This window comes from Bacteroides intestinalis (assembly GCF_003464595.1).
Lineage (GTDB): Bacteria > Bacteroidota > Bacteroidia > Bacteroidales > Bacteroidaceae > Bacteroides > Bacteroides intestinalis_A.
Genome location: NZ_QRZF01000015.1, coordinates 49,961 through 69,924 on the forward strand (window position 1 = coordinate 49,961; position 19,964 = coordinate 69,924).

The 19,964-nt window shown below is 44.1% G+C and carries 15 protein-coding genes and 1 riboswitch; of the genes, 6 read left to right on the forward strand and 9 right to left on the reverse strand.

Going from position 1 to position 19,964, the window contains the following annotated elements; all coding sequences use genetic code 11:
- Positions 1 to 96 precede the first annotated feature (96 nt).
- The 5 genes from DWW10_RS18320 (at position 97) to DWW10_RS18340 (ending at position 5,746) form a co-directional block, all read left to right on the forward strand.
- Complete coding sequence (locus DWW10_RS18320) at positions 97 to 948, forward strand: exodeoxyribonuclease X C-terminal domain-containing protein (protein WP_022391837.1); 852 nt, start codon at positions 97 to 99, stop codon at positions 946 to 948.
- Between the two features lie 54 nt (positions 949 to 1,002).
- A riboswitch (TPP riboswitch) is annotated at positions 1,003 to 1,097 on the forward strand.
- Between the two features lie 61 nt (positions 1,098 to 1,158).
- Positions 1,159 to 1,779, forward strand: coding sequence for a thiamine phosphate synthase (locus tag DWW10_RS18325; protein ID WP_022391838.1), 621 nt, complete (start codon positions 1,159 to 1,161; stop codon positions 1,777 to 1,779).
- Between the two features lie 17 nt (positions 1,780 to 1,796).
- Positions 1,797 to 3,521, forward strand: a complete 1,725-nt coding sequence (gene thiC / locus DWW10_RS18330; protein ID WP_022391839.1) for a phosphomethylpyrimidine synthase ThiC — start codon at positions 1,797 to 1,799, stop codon at positions 3,519 to 3,521.
- A gap of 66 nt (positions 3,522 to 3,587) precedes the next feature.
- Positions 3,588 to 4,361, forward strand: coding sequence for a sulfide-dependent adenosine diphosphate thiazole synthase (locus DWW10_RS18335; protein ID WP_007659628.1), 774 nt, complete (start codon positions 3,588 to 3,590; stop codon positions 4,359 to 4,361).
- Positions 4,362 to 4,612: 251 nt separating this feature from the next.
- A complete protein-coding gene (locus tag DWW10_RS18340; RefSeq protein WP_118422030.1) occupies positions 4,613 to 5,746 on the forward strand; it encodes a 6-bladed beta-propeller in 1,134 nt (377 codons plus the stop codon).
- A gap of 34 nt (positions 5,747 to 5,780) precedes the next feature.
- Here DWW10_RS18340 and DWW10_RS18345 read toward each other — a convergent pair whose 3' ends face one another.
- The 4 genes from DWW10_RS18345 to DWW10_RS18360 form a co-directional block, all read right to left on the reverse strand.
- Positions 5,781 to 6,383: a thiamine phosphate synthase gene (locus tag DWW10_RS18345; RefSeq protein ID WP_022391840.1), complete on the reverse strand. Its 603-nt coding sequence runs from the start codon at positions 6,381 to 6,383 to the stop codon at positions 5,781 to 5,783.
- A gap of 4 nt (positions 6,384 to 6,387) precedes the next feature.
- Positions 6,388 to 7,206, reverse strand: a complete 819-nt coding sequence (gene thiD / locus DWW10_RS18350) for a bifunctional hydroxymethylpyrimidine kinase/phosphomethylpyrimidine kinase (RefSeq protein WP_022391841.1) — start codon at positions 7,204 to 7,206, stop codon at positions 6,388 to 6,390.
- 8 nt (positions 7,207 to 7,214) lie between these two features.
- Entirely contained in the window at positions 7,215 to 8,270 is a 1,056-nt protein-coding gene (locus DWW10_RS18355; RefSeq protein WP_118422031.1) for a Gfo/Idh/MocA family oxidoreductase, read from the reverse strand.
- Between the two features lie 111 nt (positions 8,271 to 8,381).
- Entirely contained in the window at positions 8,382 to 10,412 is a 2,031-nt protein-coding gene (locus tag DWW10_RS18360) for a DUF3857 domain-containing protein (RefSeq protein ID WP_118422032.1), read from the reverse strand.
- Between the two features lie 255 nt (positions 10,413 to 10,667).
- Between DWW10_RS18360 and DWW10_RS18365 the strand changes: the two genes are divergently transcribed.
- Positions 10,668 to 12,038 (forward strand): glycoside hydrolase family 28 protein, encoded by a 1,371-nt coding sequence (locus tag DWW10_RS18365; RefSeq protein WP_118422033.1) that lies wholly within the window; start codon positions 10,668 to 10,670, stop codon positions 12,036 to 12,038.
- A 150-nt stretch (positions 12,039 to 12,188) separates the two neighbouring features.
- On the opposite strand, the gene DWW10_RS18370 is transcribed toward DWW10_RS18365, so the two are convergent.
- The 5 genes from DWW10_RS18370 to DWW10_RS18390 form a co-directional block, all read right to left on the reverse strand.
- Complete coding sequence (locus tag DWW10_RS18370; RefSeq protein ID WP_118422034.1) at positions 12,189 to 13,205, reverse strand: metallophosphoesterase family protein; 1,017 nt, start codon at positions 13,203 to 13,205, stop codon at positions 12,189 to 12,191.
- A 40-nt stretch (positions 13,206 to 13,245) separates the two neighbouring features.
- Positions 13,246 to 13,725, reverse strand: a complete 480-nt coding sequence (gene ispF, locus DWW10_RS18375) for a 2-C-methyl-D-erythritol 2,4-cyclodiphosphate synthase (protein WP_007210486.1) — start codon at positions 13,723 to 13,725, stop codon at positions 13,246 to 13,248.
- 187 nt (positions 13,726 to 13,912) lie between these two features.
- A complete protein-coding gene (locus tag DWW10_RS18380) occupies positions 13,913 to 15,208 on the reverse strand; it encodes a histidine-type phosphatase (RefSeq protein WP_007659621.1) in 1,296 nt (431 codons plus the stop codon).
- 27 nt (positions 15,209 to 15,235) lie between these two features.
- On the reverse strand, positions 15,236 to 16,933 hold the full coding sequence (locus DWW10_RS18385; RefSeq protein WP_182021467.1) for a RagB/SusD family nutrient uptake outer membrane protein: 1,698 nt from the start codon (positions 16,931 to 16,933) through the stop codon (positions 15,236 to 15,238).
- A 21-nt stretch (positions 16,934 to 16,954) separates the two neighbouring features.
- Positions 16,955 to 19,897 (reverse strand): SusC/RagA family TonB-linked outer membrane protein, encoded by a 2,943-nt coding sequence (locus DWW10_RS18390; RefSeq protein ID WP_118422036.1) that lies wholly within the window; start codon positions 19,895 to 19,897, stop codon positions 16,955 to 16,957.
- Between the last annotated feature and the right edge of the window lie 67 nt (positions 19,898 to 19,964).

Consider the following 19,964-nt stretch of genomic DNA (forward strand, 5'->3'; position numbering starts at 1 on the left):
TTTATAAAATATAGATTATCTCTTTCTAAAACTTTCCATACAAAGTTTGATTATTTGCCTGAAAAATCTTATATTTGAGTAAATAACTCAATGCTTATGGCAAATCCGATTATTCCGGGAATACCCGAAGCAGAACAAGAACTGTTGTATCAGAAACTAAACGAATACAACCGGGGAAGAACATCTTACAAAGATGCAGGTGCTTATCTGGTAGCACTGCCCCGTCCCGATTACCCCCGTTATTCATTATGGATTTATTCTCCACTACCCGAACGCCAGTCTATTTTTTACATTCAAGACCTTTCTACAGATATTCATGAAAGCCTGCGGGCCGCAAGCAGTCTATGTTATTACTCTCCCCGCTGCATGCTACTGGTGGAGTATAATGCTAAACGTATGCAAAGTAAGGGGGACGATATTATTGCTTTCGGGAAATATCACGGACACTTCCTGCACGAAATCTTCCGCATCGACCCGAGTTATGTTAGTTGGATTGCCTATAAATTCACTCCCCGCATTCCTAAACAGGAACGTTTTGTACAGATAGCACAGATATACCATTCCGTTCATCTGGATATTCAAAAACGACAGGCAAGGCAGAAATATTCCACCAGCCGCTTTCTGGGTAAGGAGGGAGATAAAGTAGAGAATCTAACGCTGAAAGTACTACGTGTACGGTTGGAAGACGATCCTTACAAAACAATGGTCAAAGGAACAACTCCCTATTTTCATGTCCGGCAGATACTTACACTGGAAGACCCTATCGGCAATCTGGTCACTTTCCGGGTAAGTTCCCGCACTGCAAGCCGGGAATCGTGCCAAGTACCCGGTACAGAGCACGCTTTCCAACCAGGTGAAACGGTATTTATCGCTTCAGCACGTATCTCATGCACCTTTACTTCGGGAAACAAGCAATATACGCGGCTTAATTATGTTAAGTTTAAATAATCATAAAAGATAAGCCGGTCTCTTTCCTGTTAAAAACATTCGTCCTTACTTTGCCGATAGAAAAGGGGGTGCTATAAATATAGCTGAGATTATACCCAATGAACCTGATACGGTTAGTACCGTCGAAGGGAATTTTTCTTCTTATCTTCTTACTATTCGTTTATACTACTGCCCCTTTCTGCAAGTATAATTTCTAAATTCAGAATTTGAATGTTTGACGTACAATTCATTACGCATTTTACGGCATCCATTTCTTATCCGGACTCCGCACGTATAGCCCTCGAAGGAGGCTGCCGCTGGGTTCAACTTCGGATGAAAGATGCTTCCGAAGAAGAACTGAAGACCACAGCCATGCACGTGCAGGAACTCTGCCGCCAATACGGAGCTACTTTCATCATTGATGATCATGTAGATCTGGTGAAAGAAATTGGTGCGGACGGTGTCCACTTAGGAAAACTGGATATGCCGATAGAAGAAGCAAGGAAAATGCTGGGCAAAGGGTTTATTATCGGTGGAACCGCCAACACATTTGCGGACATCAGGCAACATGTTGCCGATGGTGCCGACTACATAGGTTGCGGCCCTTTCCGTTTCACAACTACCAAGCAAAAATTATCACCTATCCTGGGACTGGACGGCTACCGTTCCATACTTGCACAAATGCAGGAGGAAGGCATATCCATCCCTATTGTTGCAATCGGTGGAATCACACGCGAAGACATTCCATCCCTGAAAGCATTAGGGCTGAGTGGGATAGCGCTAAGCGGCGGTATTCTGAAAGCAGAGAATCCTGTACATGAAATGGAGACAATTATACGACTGACCCAATAGCAATCAATTAGTGAACCATGGAAGATAAAACAAAAATTACTTATCCCGAATCCGAGAAAGTCTATATGCAGGGGCAACTCTATCCTTACCTGAAAGTGGGGATGCGAAAAGTAAACCTCACCCCTACCGTAGTAGTGGAAAACGGGAAAAAAGTCATGACGGAGAATGCACCTGTCTACATCTATGACACAAGTGGTGCATACAGTGATCCAAACCTGAAAGTAGATTTAAAGAAAGGCCTGCCACGCCTCCGCGAACCGTGGATACAGGAACGGGAAGTTGAACGACTACCGGAAATCAGTTCCGAATATGGAAAGATGCGTCTGGCGGACAAAAGTCTCGATCCCTTACGTTTTGACCATATCACCTTGCCCTATCGTGCAAAGGAAGGAAAAGAGATTACCCAAATGTATTATGCCAAACAGGGTATCGTTACCCCGGAAATGGAATATGTAGCCATCCGTGAAAACATGAACTGCAAAGAACTGGGTATAGATACTTACATCACACCTGAATTTGTAAGGGAAGAGATTGCAGCCGGACGTGCGGCATTGCCTGCCAATATCAACCATCCTGAGGCGGAACCTATGATCATTGGTTCAAAGTTTCTTGTAAAGATCAATACCAATATTGGAAATTCGGCTACTTCCTCTACCATTGAAGAAGAGGTGGAAAAAGCCGTTTGGAGTTGCAAATGGGGTGGAGACACATTGATGGATTTATCTACAGGAGAAAACATCCACGAAACCCGCGAATGGATCATCCGTAATTGTCCCGTTCCGGTAGGTACAGTCCCTATGTATCAGGCTATGGAAAAAGTACGCGGAAAAGCGGAAAACCTTACCTGGGAGTTATTCCGGGATACACTGATCGAGCAGTGTGAACAAGGAGTGGATTATTTTACAATTCATTGCGGCATACGCCTGAAGAATATCCATTATGCCAACGAACGCCTTTGCGGAATGGTGAGTCGTGGTGGCAGTATCATTTCACAATGGTGCAAAGTACATCAGAAGGAAAGTTTCCTGTATGAGCATTTTGATGATATATGTGATATATGTGCACAATATGATGTGGCACTCTCTTTAGGAGACGGTTTACGTCCCGGAGCGATTCGTGATGCCAATGACCGGGCTCAGTTTGCGGAGTTGGACACAATGGGTGAACTCGTAGAACGTGCTTGGGCAAAGAATGTACAGGCATTCATCGAAGGTCCCGGTCATGTGCCGATGCATAAGATCAGAGAGAATATGGACCGGCAGATAGAAAAATGCCACGGAGCACCATTTTATACCCTCGGTCCGCTGGTAACGGATATTGCACCGGGATACGACCATATCACAAGTGCCATCGGCGCAGCACAAATCGGTTGGTACGGAACAGCAATGCTTTGCTATGTAACCCCAAAAGAACACCTTGCTCTGCCTCAAAAAGAAGACGTCCGTATAGGAGTGGTCACTTACAAAATAGCTGCACATGCTGCAGATCTTGCCAAAGGTCATCCGGGTGCGGAGATCCGGGACGATGCCTTGAGTAAAGCCCGCTACGAGTTCCGCTGGAAAGACCAGTTTAATCTGAGTTTGGACCCGGAACGTGCCTTGCAATATTACAAGGAAGCAAACCATCTGAACGGGAAGTACTGCACGATGTGCGGACCTAACTTCTGCGCCATGCGGATCAGCCAAGGGCTGAGGGATTGCGATTATGATGCAGAAGCAGAAGAGATAGAAAATAACAAATAGACTTTTAGAGTATCTCTCTTTGTATTATTCATAAAGAACAAAATAACTTTTTAAACTTATAAGAACATGATTGAAACAAAAGTATCCAAAGGTATCATTAGTACCTATTTTGAGAAATTAGAAAGAAACCTTGATCTGGATGTAGCCATTGTAGGTGGTGGCCCGTCGGGTATCGTAGCTGCTTACTATCTGGCAAAGGCCGGATTGAAAGTAGCACAGTTTGACCGTAAACTTGCCCCCGGCGGTGGCATGTGGGGTGGCGCTATGATGTTCAACCAGATTGTAATTCAGGAAGAAGCCATTGATATTATAAAAGAATTCAATATCAACCACGAGAAGTATGAAGACGGGCTCTATGTAATGGACTCTGTGGAAAGTACTTCCGCATTGCTTTACCATGCCGTACATGCAGGAGCCACCGTATTCAACTGTTATTCTGTAGAAGATGTTATTTTCAAAAATAACACAGTAAATGGAGTAGTCGTAAACTGGACTCCCGTATTGCGCGAAGGTATGCACGTAGACCCACTGAACATCCTTGCCAAAATAGTAGTGGACGGAACAGGACACGACAGCGAAATCGCCGCTACCGTGGCACGCAAAAATGGCAGTCGCCTGGCCACCGAAACAGGTGGTGTGATTGGTGAACGTTCATTGGACGTAATTGCAGGAGAAGAAGAAGTAGTAAACGGTACAAAAGAAATTTATCCGGGACTGTACGTTTGCGGTATGGCAGCTTCTGCCGTTTCGGGAACTCCACGCATGGGCCCTATCTTCGGCGGCATGTTGATGTCAGGTAAAAAGGTTGCTGAAGAGATTATTGCAAAGTTGAAGAAATAAATCTTTCATAGACTATTTTCCCATATATACCGAGCGAGCGATTATCCGTTTCTACGATGTCACATACAATTGATAGAGACGGAAATCTTTCGCCCGTATATTGTTTTATCCTTTTGTGACCTTGCTAAATCTATTTTTCTTATCAGGTGTTATTTTCTCCGGCAGAAATTATCAATGAACAACAAAATTATATAACTTTGTTTCCTACGAACACTTTGATAAATATTTAGCAAATTTATTACTGACACATCATGAAATATTTCTTCTTTTTAGCAGTAAGCATATTATTAGCCTCATGCAGGAATAATAATACGGGGAGCAATACTCAAAACAATATCTTACAGGCAGATCTACGGCCCTCGACACTATCTATACATGAAATTTTTGACAGTATTCAGGTGATTCCTCTGGAAACGACAGATAGTTGTCTGCTGAGAGCTCCTGTAAAAATCACTACCGGTAACAACAGAAACTATATCCTTGACTGGAAAAGTTTCCAAGTATTTGTATTCGATGACGAAGGGCACTTCCTGCATACAATCGGCAAGAAAGGACAAGGTCCCGGAGAGTATCGGGAAGTTTATGACATGATTGTGGATGAAAGCCGGAAACAGGTAAAGTTGCTTTCACCTTTCGGTAGTTTATATGTTTATGATCTGGAAGGGCAGTTCATTAAGCAGATACGGTTACCGGAAAAAAGTAATTACCAGTCTATGGTAGCGATGGGAGACAAAATCATAACATGGACAATTCCCAATAGTAGCGACGAACCGTGTATCACCATTGTGGAGGCAGATACCGGAAAAGAGGTGAATAGTTTATGGAAAGGATCACGCATCCTGAATTCCGTAGCACCGGGCAATTTCTATACTTATCATAAGAAAAGCTACTTTGCTCCTGCTTTTCACGATAATGCGGTCTATGAGATTACGGAAGATAGCCTGCTATTAGCTTATAAATGGGATTTTGGCGAAGACAACATCGATATCTCCAGCTATAAATTTACTTTTACCGACGACAATCAGGCAGAAGAAGGACGGCTTCTAACCCAATATCTGAAAGAGAATACGATACCTTATTTACTAAGATCACAATATCAGAATGAAAAGTTCTTTTATGCCGGATTATCATACGGTTGGTTTCCGAATCTGACTTTAAAGAATCTTTTTTACCGGAAGAGCGATGGAAAGAGTTTCTTATTCAAGGACACCCAAGAGGGGATACTGATCAGGCCGGAAGCTTTTGAAGATGAATATATCATGCAGTTTTCTTTCAATGAAGAATTCGAAGCGTATCAATCCGTATTGACTCCGGAAGAATATCAGAAATTGATGTCCCGGCAGGAGGATGATAACCCTTGCCTCATTAAATTATACTTCAAATAAGAAACCGGCTATCATTTTCATGGGAAGAAAAAGATTATTCTGCACAATGTTTCAGTTTTCTGAAATGGGTAAGCAGCTGTTCGGTGTCTTCCCATGCATGATAACGGTTCCAAATATCACCCAATAAAGCAGCACCACCGAAACCTAAAGATTTGATTTCTGCAAGGTTTGCTTCACTGATTCCACCCAGAGCAATCACTTTTTCACTGATAATGCCTTTTTCTTGCGCTTGTCTCAGTGCCTCTGTTGAATAGCCCGAACGATATCCTTGTTTGGAAATACTGTCGTAAACGGGGCTCATGAGTACATAATCAAACCGAGGTGTTGTGGTTTCCACCTCTTCCAAGCTATGACAGGCACGACTTAATAGTCCATGATAATTTTCAGGTGCTTCCGGATGACGGGAATTCAGGTGAATCCCTCCTAAAGAATACTTCTCTTTCAGAAGGAAGAAGTCATGAATAACAATCCGGTTTCTATATTTCATCGGGATTTCCTGTAGAAGACTTTCCACTTCATAGATTTCAGCCTCCGGCTTACGTAAATGCAATAAATCCAGTCCTACCTTAAAAAGTTCAGTGAGGATACGCGCCTCATCCGGAAGAAAGTCCGGAGATGTAATGATAATGAATTTCATGTCTTTATTTGTTATTTACCGGACTTATCAAAGACGGAAAATGCCATAAAGGACCATTCCCCTGCCCTATATGCAAATCTTTTCCGGCTTCGATAGCACAAGAAATGTATTCCTTGGCTTGCTCCACAGCTTCATACAAAGATGCCCCTTGTGCCAGGAATGTAGCAATTGCGGATGAAAGTGTACACCCTGTACCATGCAGATTGCCGGAACGGATGCGATTGCTACCAAAGATATTCAGTTGATTTCCATCATAAAGCACATCACACATTTCATTACCCTTCAAATGACCTCCCTTAATAAGAAAGGCACAGTGATACTTTTCAAACAAGCGGCATGCAGCATCCTCCATTTCATCAACCGTATGAACAGGTTGCTGTAGCAGAACCTCTGTTTCGTGTAAATTAGGAGTAACAAGAGACACTTCCGGAAGCAATAGCGTACAGATAGCTTCCACTGCCTCACCCGTCATCAGATTGTGCCCACTGGTAGAAACCATTACCGGATCGAGAACCACCTGCCGGGGTGAATATTGATGTAACAACCGTGCAATTTCACTAATAATCTCCACATTTCCGGTCATACCTATCTTAACGGCATCCGGCCGTAAATCTTCCATCACAGCCTGCATCTGCTTGCCTACCAGTTCTGCCGGCACAGGATGGACAGCTTGCACACCTAATGTATTCTGCACAGTGATTGCAGTGATTGCCGTAGCAGCATATCCGCCCAATGCGGAGATAGTCTTTATATCCGCCTGTATGCCTGCACCACCGGAACTGTCGGAACCGGCAACGGAAAGAACAATCGCTTTTTTATCCATAAGTCAGGTTATAATCTGATAACACTTCCTGTCCGACTACTTTCCCAAGCCGCTTCAATCAGCCGGATGACACCAAGAACTCCGCGGGCATCACTTTGCAAGACCTCTCCTTTACGGACATGCTGATAAATATTCTCATAGAAAGCAGCATAGTTACCGGGAAGGGTTGGATAGGATTCACGCACCACATCCCCATTCTTTTCCGTATGAAGTATTCCCCACTGGGATTTATCTTCCTCTCCCCAATGCGGAGTATCCGGCAGTATGCCTTTAGTTAGATCTGCTTCCTGAGGATCAAGACCGTACTTCACATACGAACCTTCCGTGCCATGAAGTACAAAGCGAGGTTCATTCTCACACATCAGATAACTGGCTTTCAGTGTAATCTTCACTTCCGGCGCGTGGGCAGGTTTCAGTAAATGGATAATGAAGTAATCATCCACTTTACCACCGGTACGCAAAGTTGCAATATCGGCAAATACAGCTTCGGGCATACCGAACAACTGCACAGCCTGATCTATGACGTGGGCACCCAGATTATAAGTCAGGCCTCCGCCACTCTCCCCGGTTTCTTTCCAGGTATTGGGTTTGATGAAATTCCGGTAACGGGGAAAGGTGGATTCAAATTCTACCAGACGACCTAACAGGCCTTTGTCCAATATTTCTTTCACGGTCAGGAAGTCGCAATCCCAACGGCGATTCTGGTACACACTCAGGGTTAATCCTTTTTCAGCAGCAAGAGCCACAAGTTCTTCCCCTTCTTCTACGGTAGTAGTGAAAGGTTTTTCCACAACAACATGCTTTCCGGCTTCGAGAGCACGACGGGCATATTCATAATGGGAACTATCCGGAGTATTTACAACAACCAGTTCCAACTCCTCCATCCCTATCAATTCTTCAAAACTACGCACGATACGGGATTGCGGATATTTCACCTTCGACAATTCCTTGCTGCGTTCCGTAATCGCAGTCAACTCAAAATGGGGATTGGTAGAAATAAAAGGAGCATGAAACACCTGCCCCGACATTCCGAAAGCGGCCAATCCAGTTTTTATCTTATCCATATAAATTTCTTTTTCTTGCAGCAAAACTAATGAAATTATCATTTATTTGCCACATAAAACAATGACTATATAACAATCCTTGCAAGATTTATCATCTGCATTTGTACACTGTTATAGTTTTTTTAGTACTATGAGAGCCTGATTCATCTCAACGGCCTTATTCCATATTTCCTGCAACTGGCTATAATACTCGGAAGGCATAACAGAGGAATTCAAGCTGAATGAATAGTTCACAATGAGATTGTTTCCGTTTCTTTGAATCATATATTTGCATTGCAGTTTACCATCTTCAGTCTTCACTACTTGCGAGTGAGGTATTTCTTCCACTTCATATCCTTCGGGAAGCGTCAGTGCACAAGAGAGATTCAACCGATACAGATAGGGAAACTCAACCGGAAGAATTCGCTCCGACTGTATAAAGGGGTTCTTGGTCAACTGCGGGAATAGCATCGGATTGATATAGATGTGGTCCTCCGACTTCTCTGCTTCAAGTATAAAATCAAAATCTTCCTGTATGGTTGCAAAGTCATCTTCCATCTCTGTTCGTTTCAGATTGCTGATAGCCAGCTTTTCTTTAACCAATTCCTGCTTATTTACAAGAGAGTCTTTGGTCTGATACTCTTTCCTATATTCAAGGGCATCATATCCCTTCAGAATAGTAGTCCGGCGCCCCGTTATCTGATTTCCCTGAGCATTCGCACTAATCTTCATAAAAATCTGGTTGGTAGGTATCTCCTGCAAATTCACCCACTTCTTATTTTCAGGTATATCTGCAGAAAGTATACGCGCTTTAGTTACAGACAATTCAATAGGTAGCACATTAAGAGCAGGTACATCCATCGAGCCATCCAAATAAACATATTTGCCTCTAACCTCATCATAAATAGCAACCACAAAAGTGTTCAACTTCTGAAGGGAAGGGAAACTGACCGGCAACATTCCTACAGAGCGCCGACTCATGACAACAGGATAAGCTTTGATACCAAAGCTTTTGAGCATGCCGATAAAGATAAAATTTAAATCAGCGTTACTGCCGGTTCCGGTCTTAAGTACTTTATCCAGATTTTCACTATGCAATTTATATTCTCCATTCCATGAAAACTTCTGCTTTAGCAATTGGAATGTTCCTATTACTTTTTTGTTAAAATCCAAATTGCCTGAACGACTAAGTTCCCGCATCTCTTCAATATATGGATTCTTCCACAACAAGTTCGCACCGAAACTCTGACTCTCTTCCCTGGTCAGTTGCTTGTCCACATCTTCCCAGTTCTGGCTGTAAGGCTTATAGTCTTCACCCGGATAATTAGTGCCTTGCAGATCGAAGCTGACCTGTATTTTATAATCCTCCGGACACCAACAGAAAGATTCATCCTGACGGATGGCAGGCAAATTCCGGGAGGTGAATGTTAGTCTCCGTGCTGAAATAGAAAAGTCATGGGCAACTCTTGCTACACCACTTGTCGTGTGTTGCTTGGCCTGCATCGAGCTTTTCTCTTCCAGAACATCTATATATTGACGGCCTCTGAACTCAACATTGTATACAAATACATGTGGAATGGTTATTTCATATTGGTTGTATATTACAGGAAGTTCTTCCTGCATCATCCAATTTTCTATGTGCACAGAATAATCAGAAACCACTTTATAATGATATTCTATAACCGTTCCAACCTTGACAGCAGGCAACGAAAACTTTAATACTTTGTAATAGGTATTCACCCGTTCATTGGAAACCAGTTCCCGCTTCAGACGAGTCTTGGTAATTTTCCCATTTTCCAGATTATAAGAGCATCCGTCCAAGTCCAGAATACCGTCTTTCTCTTTATCTCTGTCAGAAGGTGCATAGTAAGGAATGGTCACATCTGCATGCGATACTCCCTGCGGTTTCAGTATCTTAATACGCACCCAATGTTCCGTAAACAACTGGAAACCATCATCGTAAGTAAATCCACTTTTACCCTTATGAAATAAATAAACTGCAGTTGCAGTGGTATCAGGAGCGTATGCAGTCAATGCCACCTCTTCTTTGGAGGGTCTGCCATACTTTAAATCAGGCTCAATTACAGTAGTAGCTTGTTGTGAGAAAGCCATCGGAAAGTACAAGGAAATAAACACGCAGAATATAAACAACTTGTTTTTCATGATTTGACTTTTTGAGGTTACCAATTATACAAAAGTAATAATTAATACAATACAGAGGTGACTATCTTATAAAAAAATAAAGACTCATTACCTTGTAACTTCGCAAGCATGCCATCAAATTGAAGATTGCAGATTTAAGATTCTGACTTCTATAGCCCTAAGAAATTGGACATTAAACTAAATTCTTACATGAAAATCATACTAATTAGGTAAGAAACAAGTATTTTTGCCGCACACATTATTTATATAAATACCATGAAGAAAATTGTTTTTTGGGTCTGTCTGCTCCCTATCCTCTGGACAGCATGCAACAGTACCGCTACTCCCCGCAAAGAATCCGGTGAATGGGCAAGGGTTCTCGAAATCCTGAAAAAGATTGTTCCCCCTACGTTTCCGGACAGCATATATGACGTAACTGCCTATGGAGCAAAGAGTGATACGACTTTCGACAGCCGTCCTGCCATACTGGAAGCCGTCAACCAATGCAATCAAAACGGTGGTGGCACTGTACTCATTCCTGCCGGAAACTATTTCAGCAAAGGTTCCATCCTTCTGAAAAGTAACGTGAATCTACATGTAGCCGAAGGTGCACGCCTGGAATTCTCCACCGTAGCTTCCGACTATCTCCCCATGGTATTGACCAAATGGGAAGGAACAGAATGTTTCAACTACTCCCCTTTCATCTATGCATATCAATGTACTAACATTGCCCTGACCGGTAAAGGTACGATTGATGGAAACGGGGCTGTAACATTCAACGACTGGCATGCATTGCAAGGGCCTGCTGTGAATCGTCTGCGTCAAATGGGCATCGACTCCATTCCGGTATACGAACGTGTATTTGGAGAAGGGCATTACCTGCGCCCCTGCATGATACAGTTCTACGGCTGCAAAAATGTACTGGTGGAAGATGTGCAAATCTACGATTCTCCCTTCTGGATCATCCATCCTGTATTCTGCGATAATGTCACCGTACGCAATGTATATATAGACAGTAACAACTACAATAACGATGGTTGTGATCCGGAATCGAGCACCAACGTACTGATTGAAAACATGGACTTCAACGTGGGGGATGATGGTATCGCCATCAAATCTGGGCGCGACCAGGACGGTTGGCGCATCGGACAGGCTACGGAGAACGTAATTATCCGGAATTGCCACTTCGCCCGGTGGGCTATTACCATCGGTAGTGAAATGTCCGGCGGAGTACGGAATATTTTTATCGAGGATTGCAAGATAGACAGTTGCCGCAACGGAATTTACTTCAAATCAAATCTGGACCGTGGCGGATACTTCGAGAATCTGAATATGCGCCGGATAGAAGCGGATGTCTGCCTGTGGGGAGTAATTAACTTCCGTACAAATTATCACGGATACCGCGGTGGAAATCATCCGACACTCTTCCGTAATATCTGTATAGAAGATGTGACTTGTAACCGTGTAGATAGCGTAGCACTTATGGCAAATGGATTACCGGAAGCCAAACTATACAACATTACCCTGCGAAATATAAAGGTGAAGAAAGCACCGAAAGCCATACAGATGGACAATGTAGTGAACTTAACACTCGAAAACGTAGAGGTGAACGGTAAGCAGGTTACTTCGGTTGAGCAAGATAACTAAGGGTAAAGACCTGGAACATCTTGAGGCTTGATGTAAAAGATGCCATCTTTTGATGTAAAAGGTGGCATCTTTTGTAACATAAGATGGCATCTTTCACTGTAAAAGGTGGCATCTTTTGCATGACATGTAAGGGAGTTCTTATCAGAAGGGTTATTCCCTAACCAACGGACGTTTACGCCAGTCGTCTTTCACGTAGCTGTCAGGATAAACGGTCTTATCTATCAACTCGCCGCCTTTCAGGTGTATCCAGGAAGTAAAGGTGCGTTTGCCCTCCTTCAATACAATCACACGGGCACCGTTTGAAAGGTGATTATATTCCGTATTACCGCCAGTGAAGCGTCCATAGGCCAGTACGATACCTTTCCACATGACCGAATAATCATTATCATGGTCGTGACCAACAAAAGTACCCATCACGTCGCCCGCCTCTTTCATGGCAGCAAACATACCGGTATTAATAGCAGGGGCACAAGCTTTTTCCATACGCGTACCATAGAGAATAGCATTCTCATCGGAAGCCGCTTCATTATATTCGGGCAAGGGAATGTGGAAAAATGCCAAAGCAGGCAAAGGTTTCCCATCATTCTTAGCGGTAAAGGCAGCACTTTGCTGACGATACCAGTTTACCTGATCGAACGTGAGCCAGTCGTACCCTTTCACATCGGGCAACTTGGAATACGAATGAGAGTCGAGGCAATAGAGCACAGAAGCATCTTTCTTGCCATCCGAAGACTTCACTGCAAGAACGTAATCGGGAGATTCGACTGTTCCGCGATCGGGCTGAATGTTGTAAGGCATGGAACGGATGACATCATAGAGCTCGGCACGGGTTTTACCTTGTTCATTATCATGGTTACCGAAAGTAACAACAAAAGGCAGCTTGCGGGAAGAAGCACAGGCAAGCACGGTTCGCATAGCCGTATCCGCAGGTGCGGCATAAACCACATCTCCTGTGAAAACAACCAAGTCGGGACGTTCGGCATCAAGCACTTCATTGATGCGCTTCAAAGCAATATCCGAAGCAGGATTACCATACTTGAAATGGATGTCGGTAAACTGGACGATTTTAAACTCTCCGTTCTTGTTAAACTTTAAGGGGGAAACCTGTGCCTGGCAGAACAGAACTGTCAGAAAAGCCAGACAAAGGGTTAAAGAGATTCTCTTCATGTTAGTGATTAGTTTTAGGTAGTTATTAGGTCAGAATCAATTATTCTTTGGTAATCAGGACTGTTGCATAAGCAGAGATACCTTCTTCGCGACCGGTAAAGCCAAGCTTTTCCGTAGTAGTAGCTTTGATGGAGATGTCGTCTTCATCTATTCCCATTACTTTGGCAAGCGTCTGCTGCATGGCGGGAATATGAGATTTCAGTTTGGGGCGTTCCGCACAGATGGTTGCATCAATGTTGCCCACGGAATAGCCTTTGGTTGCAATCAGTTCTACGGTTTTCTTCAGTAATATTTTGCTGTCTATGTCCTTGAATTCTCCTGCGGTATCGGGAAAATGATAACCGATATCACGCATATTGGCGGCTCCCAGCAAGGCATCACAAATGGTATGGATCAGCACGTCGGCATCCGAATGTCCGAGTAATCCTTTCTCATGTTCCAGGCGGATACCGCCTAACCAAAGTTCACGCCCTGCCACCAACTGGTGTACATCGAAGCCAAAGCCTACACGTATTTTCATATCGTTCTTCTTTAATTTTATTGGATGAATGCACGAAAGTACGGAAAAAAAGCAAGTGGGGAATAAAGACAGAACGCAAATTACACAAATTACGCAATTTTTCGTCTTATATAAGGCAACCGATAGGAGACCTGAAAGAAATTGCGTAACCTGTGTAATTTGCGTTCTATTCCGTATTCCTTATGATTTACGGTCTATCCGGCAGTTGGGACAGCAGGTCTTTGTAGAATGCCCTGACGTCCTTCCAGTGATAGAAAGGAGCGATGTCGGTCTTCACCGGAATGCTCACTTCTTTCTCGTTCAGCATGAACTTCACGATAATATCGTCTGCACTGCCTTTCTTACGGAAGAAAACAATCTGCACATTGGCAGCCATAGGCACCATTTTGAAGTTACACCATGCCTGATAGAATTTGGCCGGATCGGACTCTTCATTATAGCAGTTCTCCAGTCTCAACAAGCCCACCAGAGGAATCACATTACCGTCGTGTCCGAAGCGGAAAGTAGCCGAGTTTGTACCGGAGGCAATCGCCGCGTCTGCCGAATCCATGATATTCTCGACCAGAGATTTGGCATTTGCCAGCATCAGTCCGTTCGTCATGGGCGAAGGACCGTCGCATACATAGTTCTTATAATTATGTATCTGCCAGATATCAAACAATTCCTGCTTCTCAAAGATATCATAAAAACAAACCTCCGGTTCCACGTTCTGCATATCAGAAGCAACCCAATACAGACCGCGCATCAGTTCTTCAGGATTTACATTCTTACGAATATACTCTTTGCTATTGAACAGTGTATTCATCAGACGTTCCGGACGGACATGTTCTTCTTCGAACTTACGAAATTCCTCATACCAGGGACCTTTGCGTGAAGTAAACTTCATAGCTTCCTGTGTATGGAAATTCAGGTAATCCATATACTTATTGCTGGATTCGCGCTCAATCTGCATCTTCGGGTTGAATTCCTTCAGCCGTTCGCAGAATGCATCCATGCTGAGTACGCAACGGATAACTACGGTAGAGCGGGCAGACATTTGCGGTTCACCTTTAAATACTTCGGGGAATGCCTGATACATACGTTCGGCAATGCCTCGTTGTTGCTTCACTCCTACCGGACTGAGGTCGCCGCCGTGTCCTTTGGCATCTGCCCAGACAATGTCCAGACGCTTACGGACATCTTCGCCCAAATCGGTTAATGCTCCGGCTGCGTGGGCTTTCTCAAAGACTTCCATTACACGGACGTAGTCTTCATCCGCAATCAGCCAGCGGGAACCATGACGGCCATAATGGCTGATATAGAACGGTTCATAACCTTTCGGCGCCTTGGTCTGGACGCCCGAAGGACCGGGGTAAGCGTAATATACACCACCTGTCGTTGCAATATCATTGAAGATTTCTTCGCGCGTAGCTTGTGCATATAAACCTTGCACAGCAAAAGCAGCTAACAGGACGATTGAAAAAAGAGTTCGTTTCATTCTCATAAACAAGTTATTATTTAATTGTTTTCTTTATTTCTGATAATCCGGATTCTGCGTCAGATATGGGTTCGTGGTAAACTCATCCTGCGGAATGGGATATAATTTGTACTTATCGTTCACATCTTTACCCACATACGTACCAACTTCACCGTCACTGCTACCTTTCCAATCCCAGTTATATCCTTTTGTGAATTTGCCGAAGCGGATCAGGTCTGTGCGACGCACCAACTCCATATTCATCTCACGGGCTCTTTCATCCAGAATGAAGTCCAGATTCAACTGGCCGTCGGTAATACGACCGGATACCCCACCACCATAGTTGCCGGACATATAAGCACGGTCTCTGATTTCATTTACATAACCCAGTGCCTCGGTACGTGTGCCTTCCGCAGCCCCGCGAAGAATAGCCTCAGCAGCCATCAGGTAAGCATCTGCCGTACGGAACATCGGGAGGTCTACAGACGAATACTTAGTACCGCCATCTACCAATTCCTTACGGTCCTTGGTTACATTTCTCCATTTGATGCACGCATAACCATTCTCAAACGTCTTCTGGAAAGCCTTACCTTCTACCCAGGTTTCCTTTGTATGACCGATGGTAAAGAACTGTGCACGCTTATCCTTCTTATTATCTCCCCAGGGATCATTTTCATAGAAGGTTTGGTCAGCTTCATCAAACTTGTCTACAAGCGCCACCTTCACACGGGCATTACCCCAACCACGGCTACCTACTCCGGTTTTTACATAGCTATCCATCGGACCATTCATCAATGCTTTAATCAGGAAGTTCGTTCCAGCACTGCTTTGTGCATAGTCAGCATCCTGCACCAAAGGCCAGATGATTTCGGAGCAAGTATTGTTATCTGCCAGAAAGATGTGACGGTAATCGGAAGCCAACGGATAATTACCTTCCGTAATCACCTTCCTGGCATATTTATATGCATTGGTATATTCATTCTTGCCTACCCATGTTTCGGCATTCAGATAGACACGTGCTAGAAGAAACCAAGCCGATACACGATCCACACGGCCATACTCATTCCGCTTCGGTTCTTTCAGCAAGGTTGCCAGTTCTTCCGTTTCGGAAACCACATAGTCGTAGATTTCCTGGCGGGTCTTCTGATGGGGAATCGTACCTACATCCATCGTTTCATCAATGAAAGGACCCGAACCGTACAAGTCGCAAATCATGCTGTAGCAATAAGCACGGATGAAGCGTGCTTCAGCACGGTAATAAGGCATTTCAGCCTGCAAAGCATCGTATACGCCACGGTCTTTCAATTTCCCTTCCGTGCTTTCGCGCAAGAACTCATTACAGTAATTAATGGCCATATACAGACGATAATATGAATAGCAAATAATCTTTGTCGAAGGGTCCCAGTTCATATACAACAGTGACAAACTTCCATGACCGCCACCGGAATGGAAAACGATCTCATCCGTACAAGCCTCTTGCAGATAGAACAGAGCACGTGTATAGCCACTATAACCTTCATCAATACCCGGCACGTCACCGTTTCCGCCATCACCACCCTTTTGTCCGGTCTGGATAAGGCTGGCATAACATTTTGCCAATACTCCGATGTATCCCTCAGGCGTAGAATAAACCTTCTCGCCCACCAATTCATTGTCGTCCAAAGGCAATGTATCCAAATCTCCCAGACAAGAAGAAAGAAGGAAGAGAGATACCAGACATATACTTGCTAACTTGAAATATTTCGTTTTCATTGTTTTCTGATTTTTCATGAATTAAAAATTAAGATTTACTCCCAGCATGAACATACGCGGACGCTGATAGATGTTCTTATCGATACCGCTATAAATTTCCGGGTCAAGACCGCTATAGCCTGTCAGTGTACATACATTCTGCACGGTGAAAGAGAGACGAAGAGAGGTCTTTTCGTTCCACAACTTATCGAAGGTATGTCCTAACGTAATGTTGTCGATACGGAAGAAGTCGCCTTTCTCCAGGAAGTAATCAGTATAGATGCGATCCTGCGTAAATCCGGTTTCAAGAGTAGAACGCAGAATATTGCTGGAAACGCCGGTTCCGCCATAAAGTCCGTCCAAAGAATCGGAGGCTTTCACATAGTTATAAACATAAGCACCGAAACTTCCATGTCCGTTGATACCCAGATCCCAGTTCTTGTATGTCAGACGGGTAGAGAGACCGCAGTAGTAAGGAGCTTTGGAGCTTTTGCCGGTCACGTACTTGTTGGCATCTTCTTCGCTGCTGGTGATGGAACCATCTTTTGCGATATACTTGCCATCCAGCGGCTTACCATTATCGTCATAAGCCTGTTGCAACAGGTAGAAAGTATTCGGAGTTTCGCCTACCATGTGGACTTGCAGATATTTACCCGTACCGCCGGCATTACCTGTCTTCACATAGTTGTCTTCACGGTCGATAGTGTTCAGCTTTGTAATTTCGGAAGTATTCCAGGTAAAGTTACCGCTGACAGTCCATTCCCAATCCTTATTCTTCACAGGAATCACGTTGATACCGATTTCCAGACCTTTACTCTTCATATTACCGATATTGGTTTCAATCATATTGGTAAAGTTGCTTCCGGCAGGAACGAATATCTTATTCAGCAGGTCTTTGGTAGTACGCCAGTAATAGTCAATCGTACCGGAGATACGGTTGTTCAGGAAACCGTAGTCGATACCGATATTATAAGTTTCGGTAGTCTCCCACTTGATGTTGGCATCGTAGCCATTGGGACGGTAAGTAGTATACCATTGATCACCGAAGTAATAGCGGGATTCGTCATAAGATGCCGTATAAGTCGGCAGGTGCTGATAGTAAGAACCGATGGATTGCTGACCGGTCTGCCCGTAACTCAAACGGAGTTTCAAATCGGACAGGGCTTTGAAGTTCGAGAGGAAAGCCTCTTCGTTCACACGCCAGGCTGCCGCAACTGAAGGGAAATAACCCCAACGGTTATCGGGAGAGAAACGTGAAGAAGCATCTGCACGCAGAGTAGCCGTCAGCATATAGCGTTGCTTCCAGGAGTAGTTTACACGTCCATAGAAAGAAAGCAGGTAAAGTTCGGCTTCGGCATGCTGGGGAGTAGCCAGTTCTTTGCCTTCGGTGTCGGTGGTTACACTATTATTCTTATACCAGAAACGTTGCCAGCCATAACCACCCATGACATTGATGTGATGATCTTTCAGTTCCTTGTCGTAATTGGCATAGAAATCGAGCAAGGTGTTGCGCTTGGTCTGATGGTATTTATAGCGCTTGCCCGTACCGTCATTCTGATTACCAGTGTACATGGAGGGAGCAAGATCGGGTACATTTTCACGATTGTCATTCTTCTGGATATCATAGCCCATATTCAGATTAAAGCGCAGGTCTTCTAATCCGTGCACCTTGTAGTCGAGGGCAATGTTACCGATAGAACGTTTTGTCTTTTCGAGTTTGTCAGCCAGTTCCAGATCGGCAACCGGATTCGCAGCGGCCAGCGTGATGGGTTTACCGCCATTCATCCATGTATAATATCCCAGACCTACATTACCTTCATAGTCTTCGTAAACGGGACGGGTAGGATCAAAAGAGATGGCACTGCCAATCACGCCTGTTGAAACCGGTTGATTATTCTCAATACTTCCCTTGACGTTGATATCTACAGAAAGATGTTTATCAAAGAACTTCGGAGACAGACCTACACTGGCGTTGATACGCTCGTAGTTATTATTCTTCAATGTACCATTCTGGTTAGTATATCCTACGGATACACGGTAAGGCATATTCTTCAAAGCTCCGGTCATGGACAAGTTATGATCCGTACCCAGTGCCACGCGGTAGATTTCTTTCTGCCAGTCTACATCTGCATTGCCCAGCTTGAAAGCCTCCGGAGCATTGGCATGCTCGGCAAAAGCCTGACGGAATTCTTCAGTAGAAAGTACATCCATATACTGATATACATTGCTCACTGTCATGTTTCCGTTGTAATTGAAGGAGGGACGAGAGGTACCGTCGGCACTTCCCTTCTTGGTAGTGATGATGATGACACCATTGGAAGCACGCGAACCGTAAATAGCTGTGGCGGAAGCATCCTTCAATACTGTAAAGGAAGCAATGTCATTCGGATTGATAGCACTGATAGAAGTATTGCTTACGGGTACTCCATCGATAACAATCAGCGGATCATTATCTGCCGACAAAGAAGCTCCCATACGGATACGGATGGTACCACCGCTACCCGGTGCACCATTGCCCGGCACGATATTCACACCGGCAACTTTACCCACCAGAGCATCTTCAGCAGTCAATTGCTTACCTTTGTTCAGTTCATCCGGTTTCACGGTCAGCAAAGATCCGGTCACGTCGCCTTTCTTCACCTGTCCGTAGCCGATGACTACTACTTCATCCAACAATTCGCTGTCTTCCTGCATGGTAACTACAATGAGAGGTTTGTTTGTCACGGTGATTTCCTGTCCTTTATAACCGATACAGGTGACAGTAAGTACATTTCCGGTAGCCGCCTTCAGTGTAAAATTGCCGTCCACATCGGAGATAGTACCTATAGAAGTACCTTTAATAAGAATGTTAGCTCCGATAACCGATTCACCGGTAGCGTCCTTCACATGCCCTTTCACCACGATGTCTTGTGCTGAAAGCGACAGGGATAGTAGTAATCCCAACAAAGGGAGAAGTCCCTTGACAAGTCTAAAAATGTTTTTCATAAGGTTATTATTATAGTTAATAAAAAAATAATTCTATAATCCCCGTGTAATCTGTTTCCTAAATAAA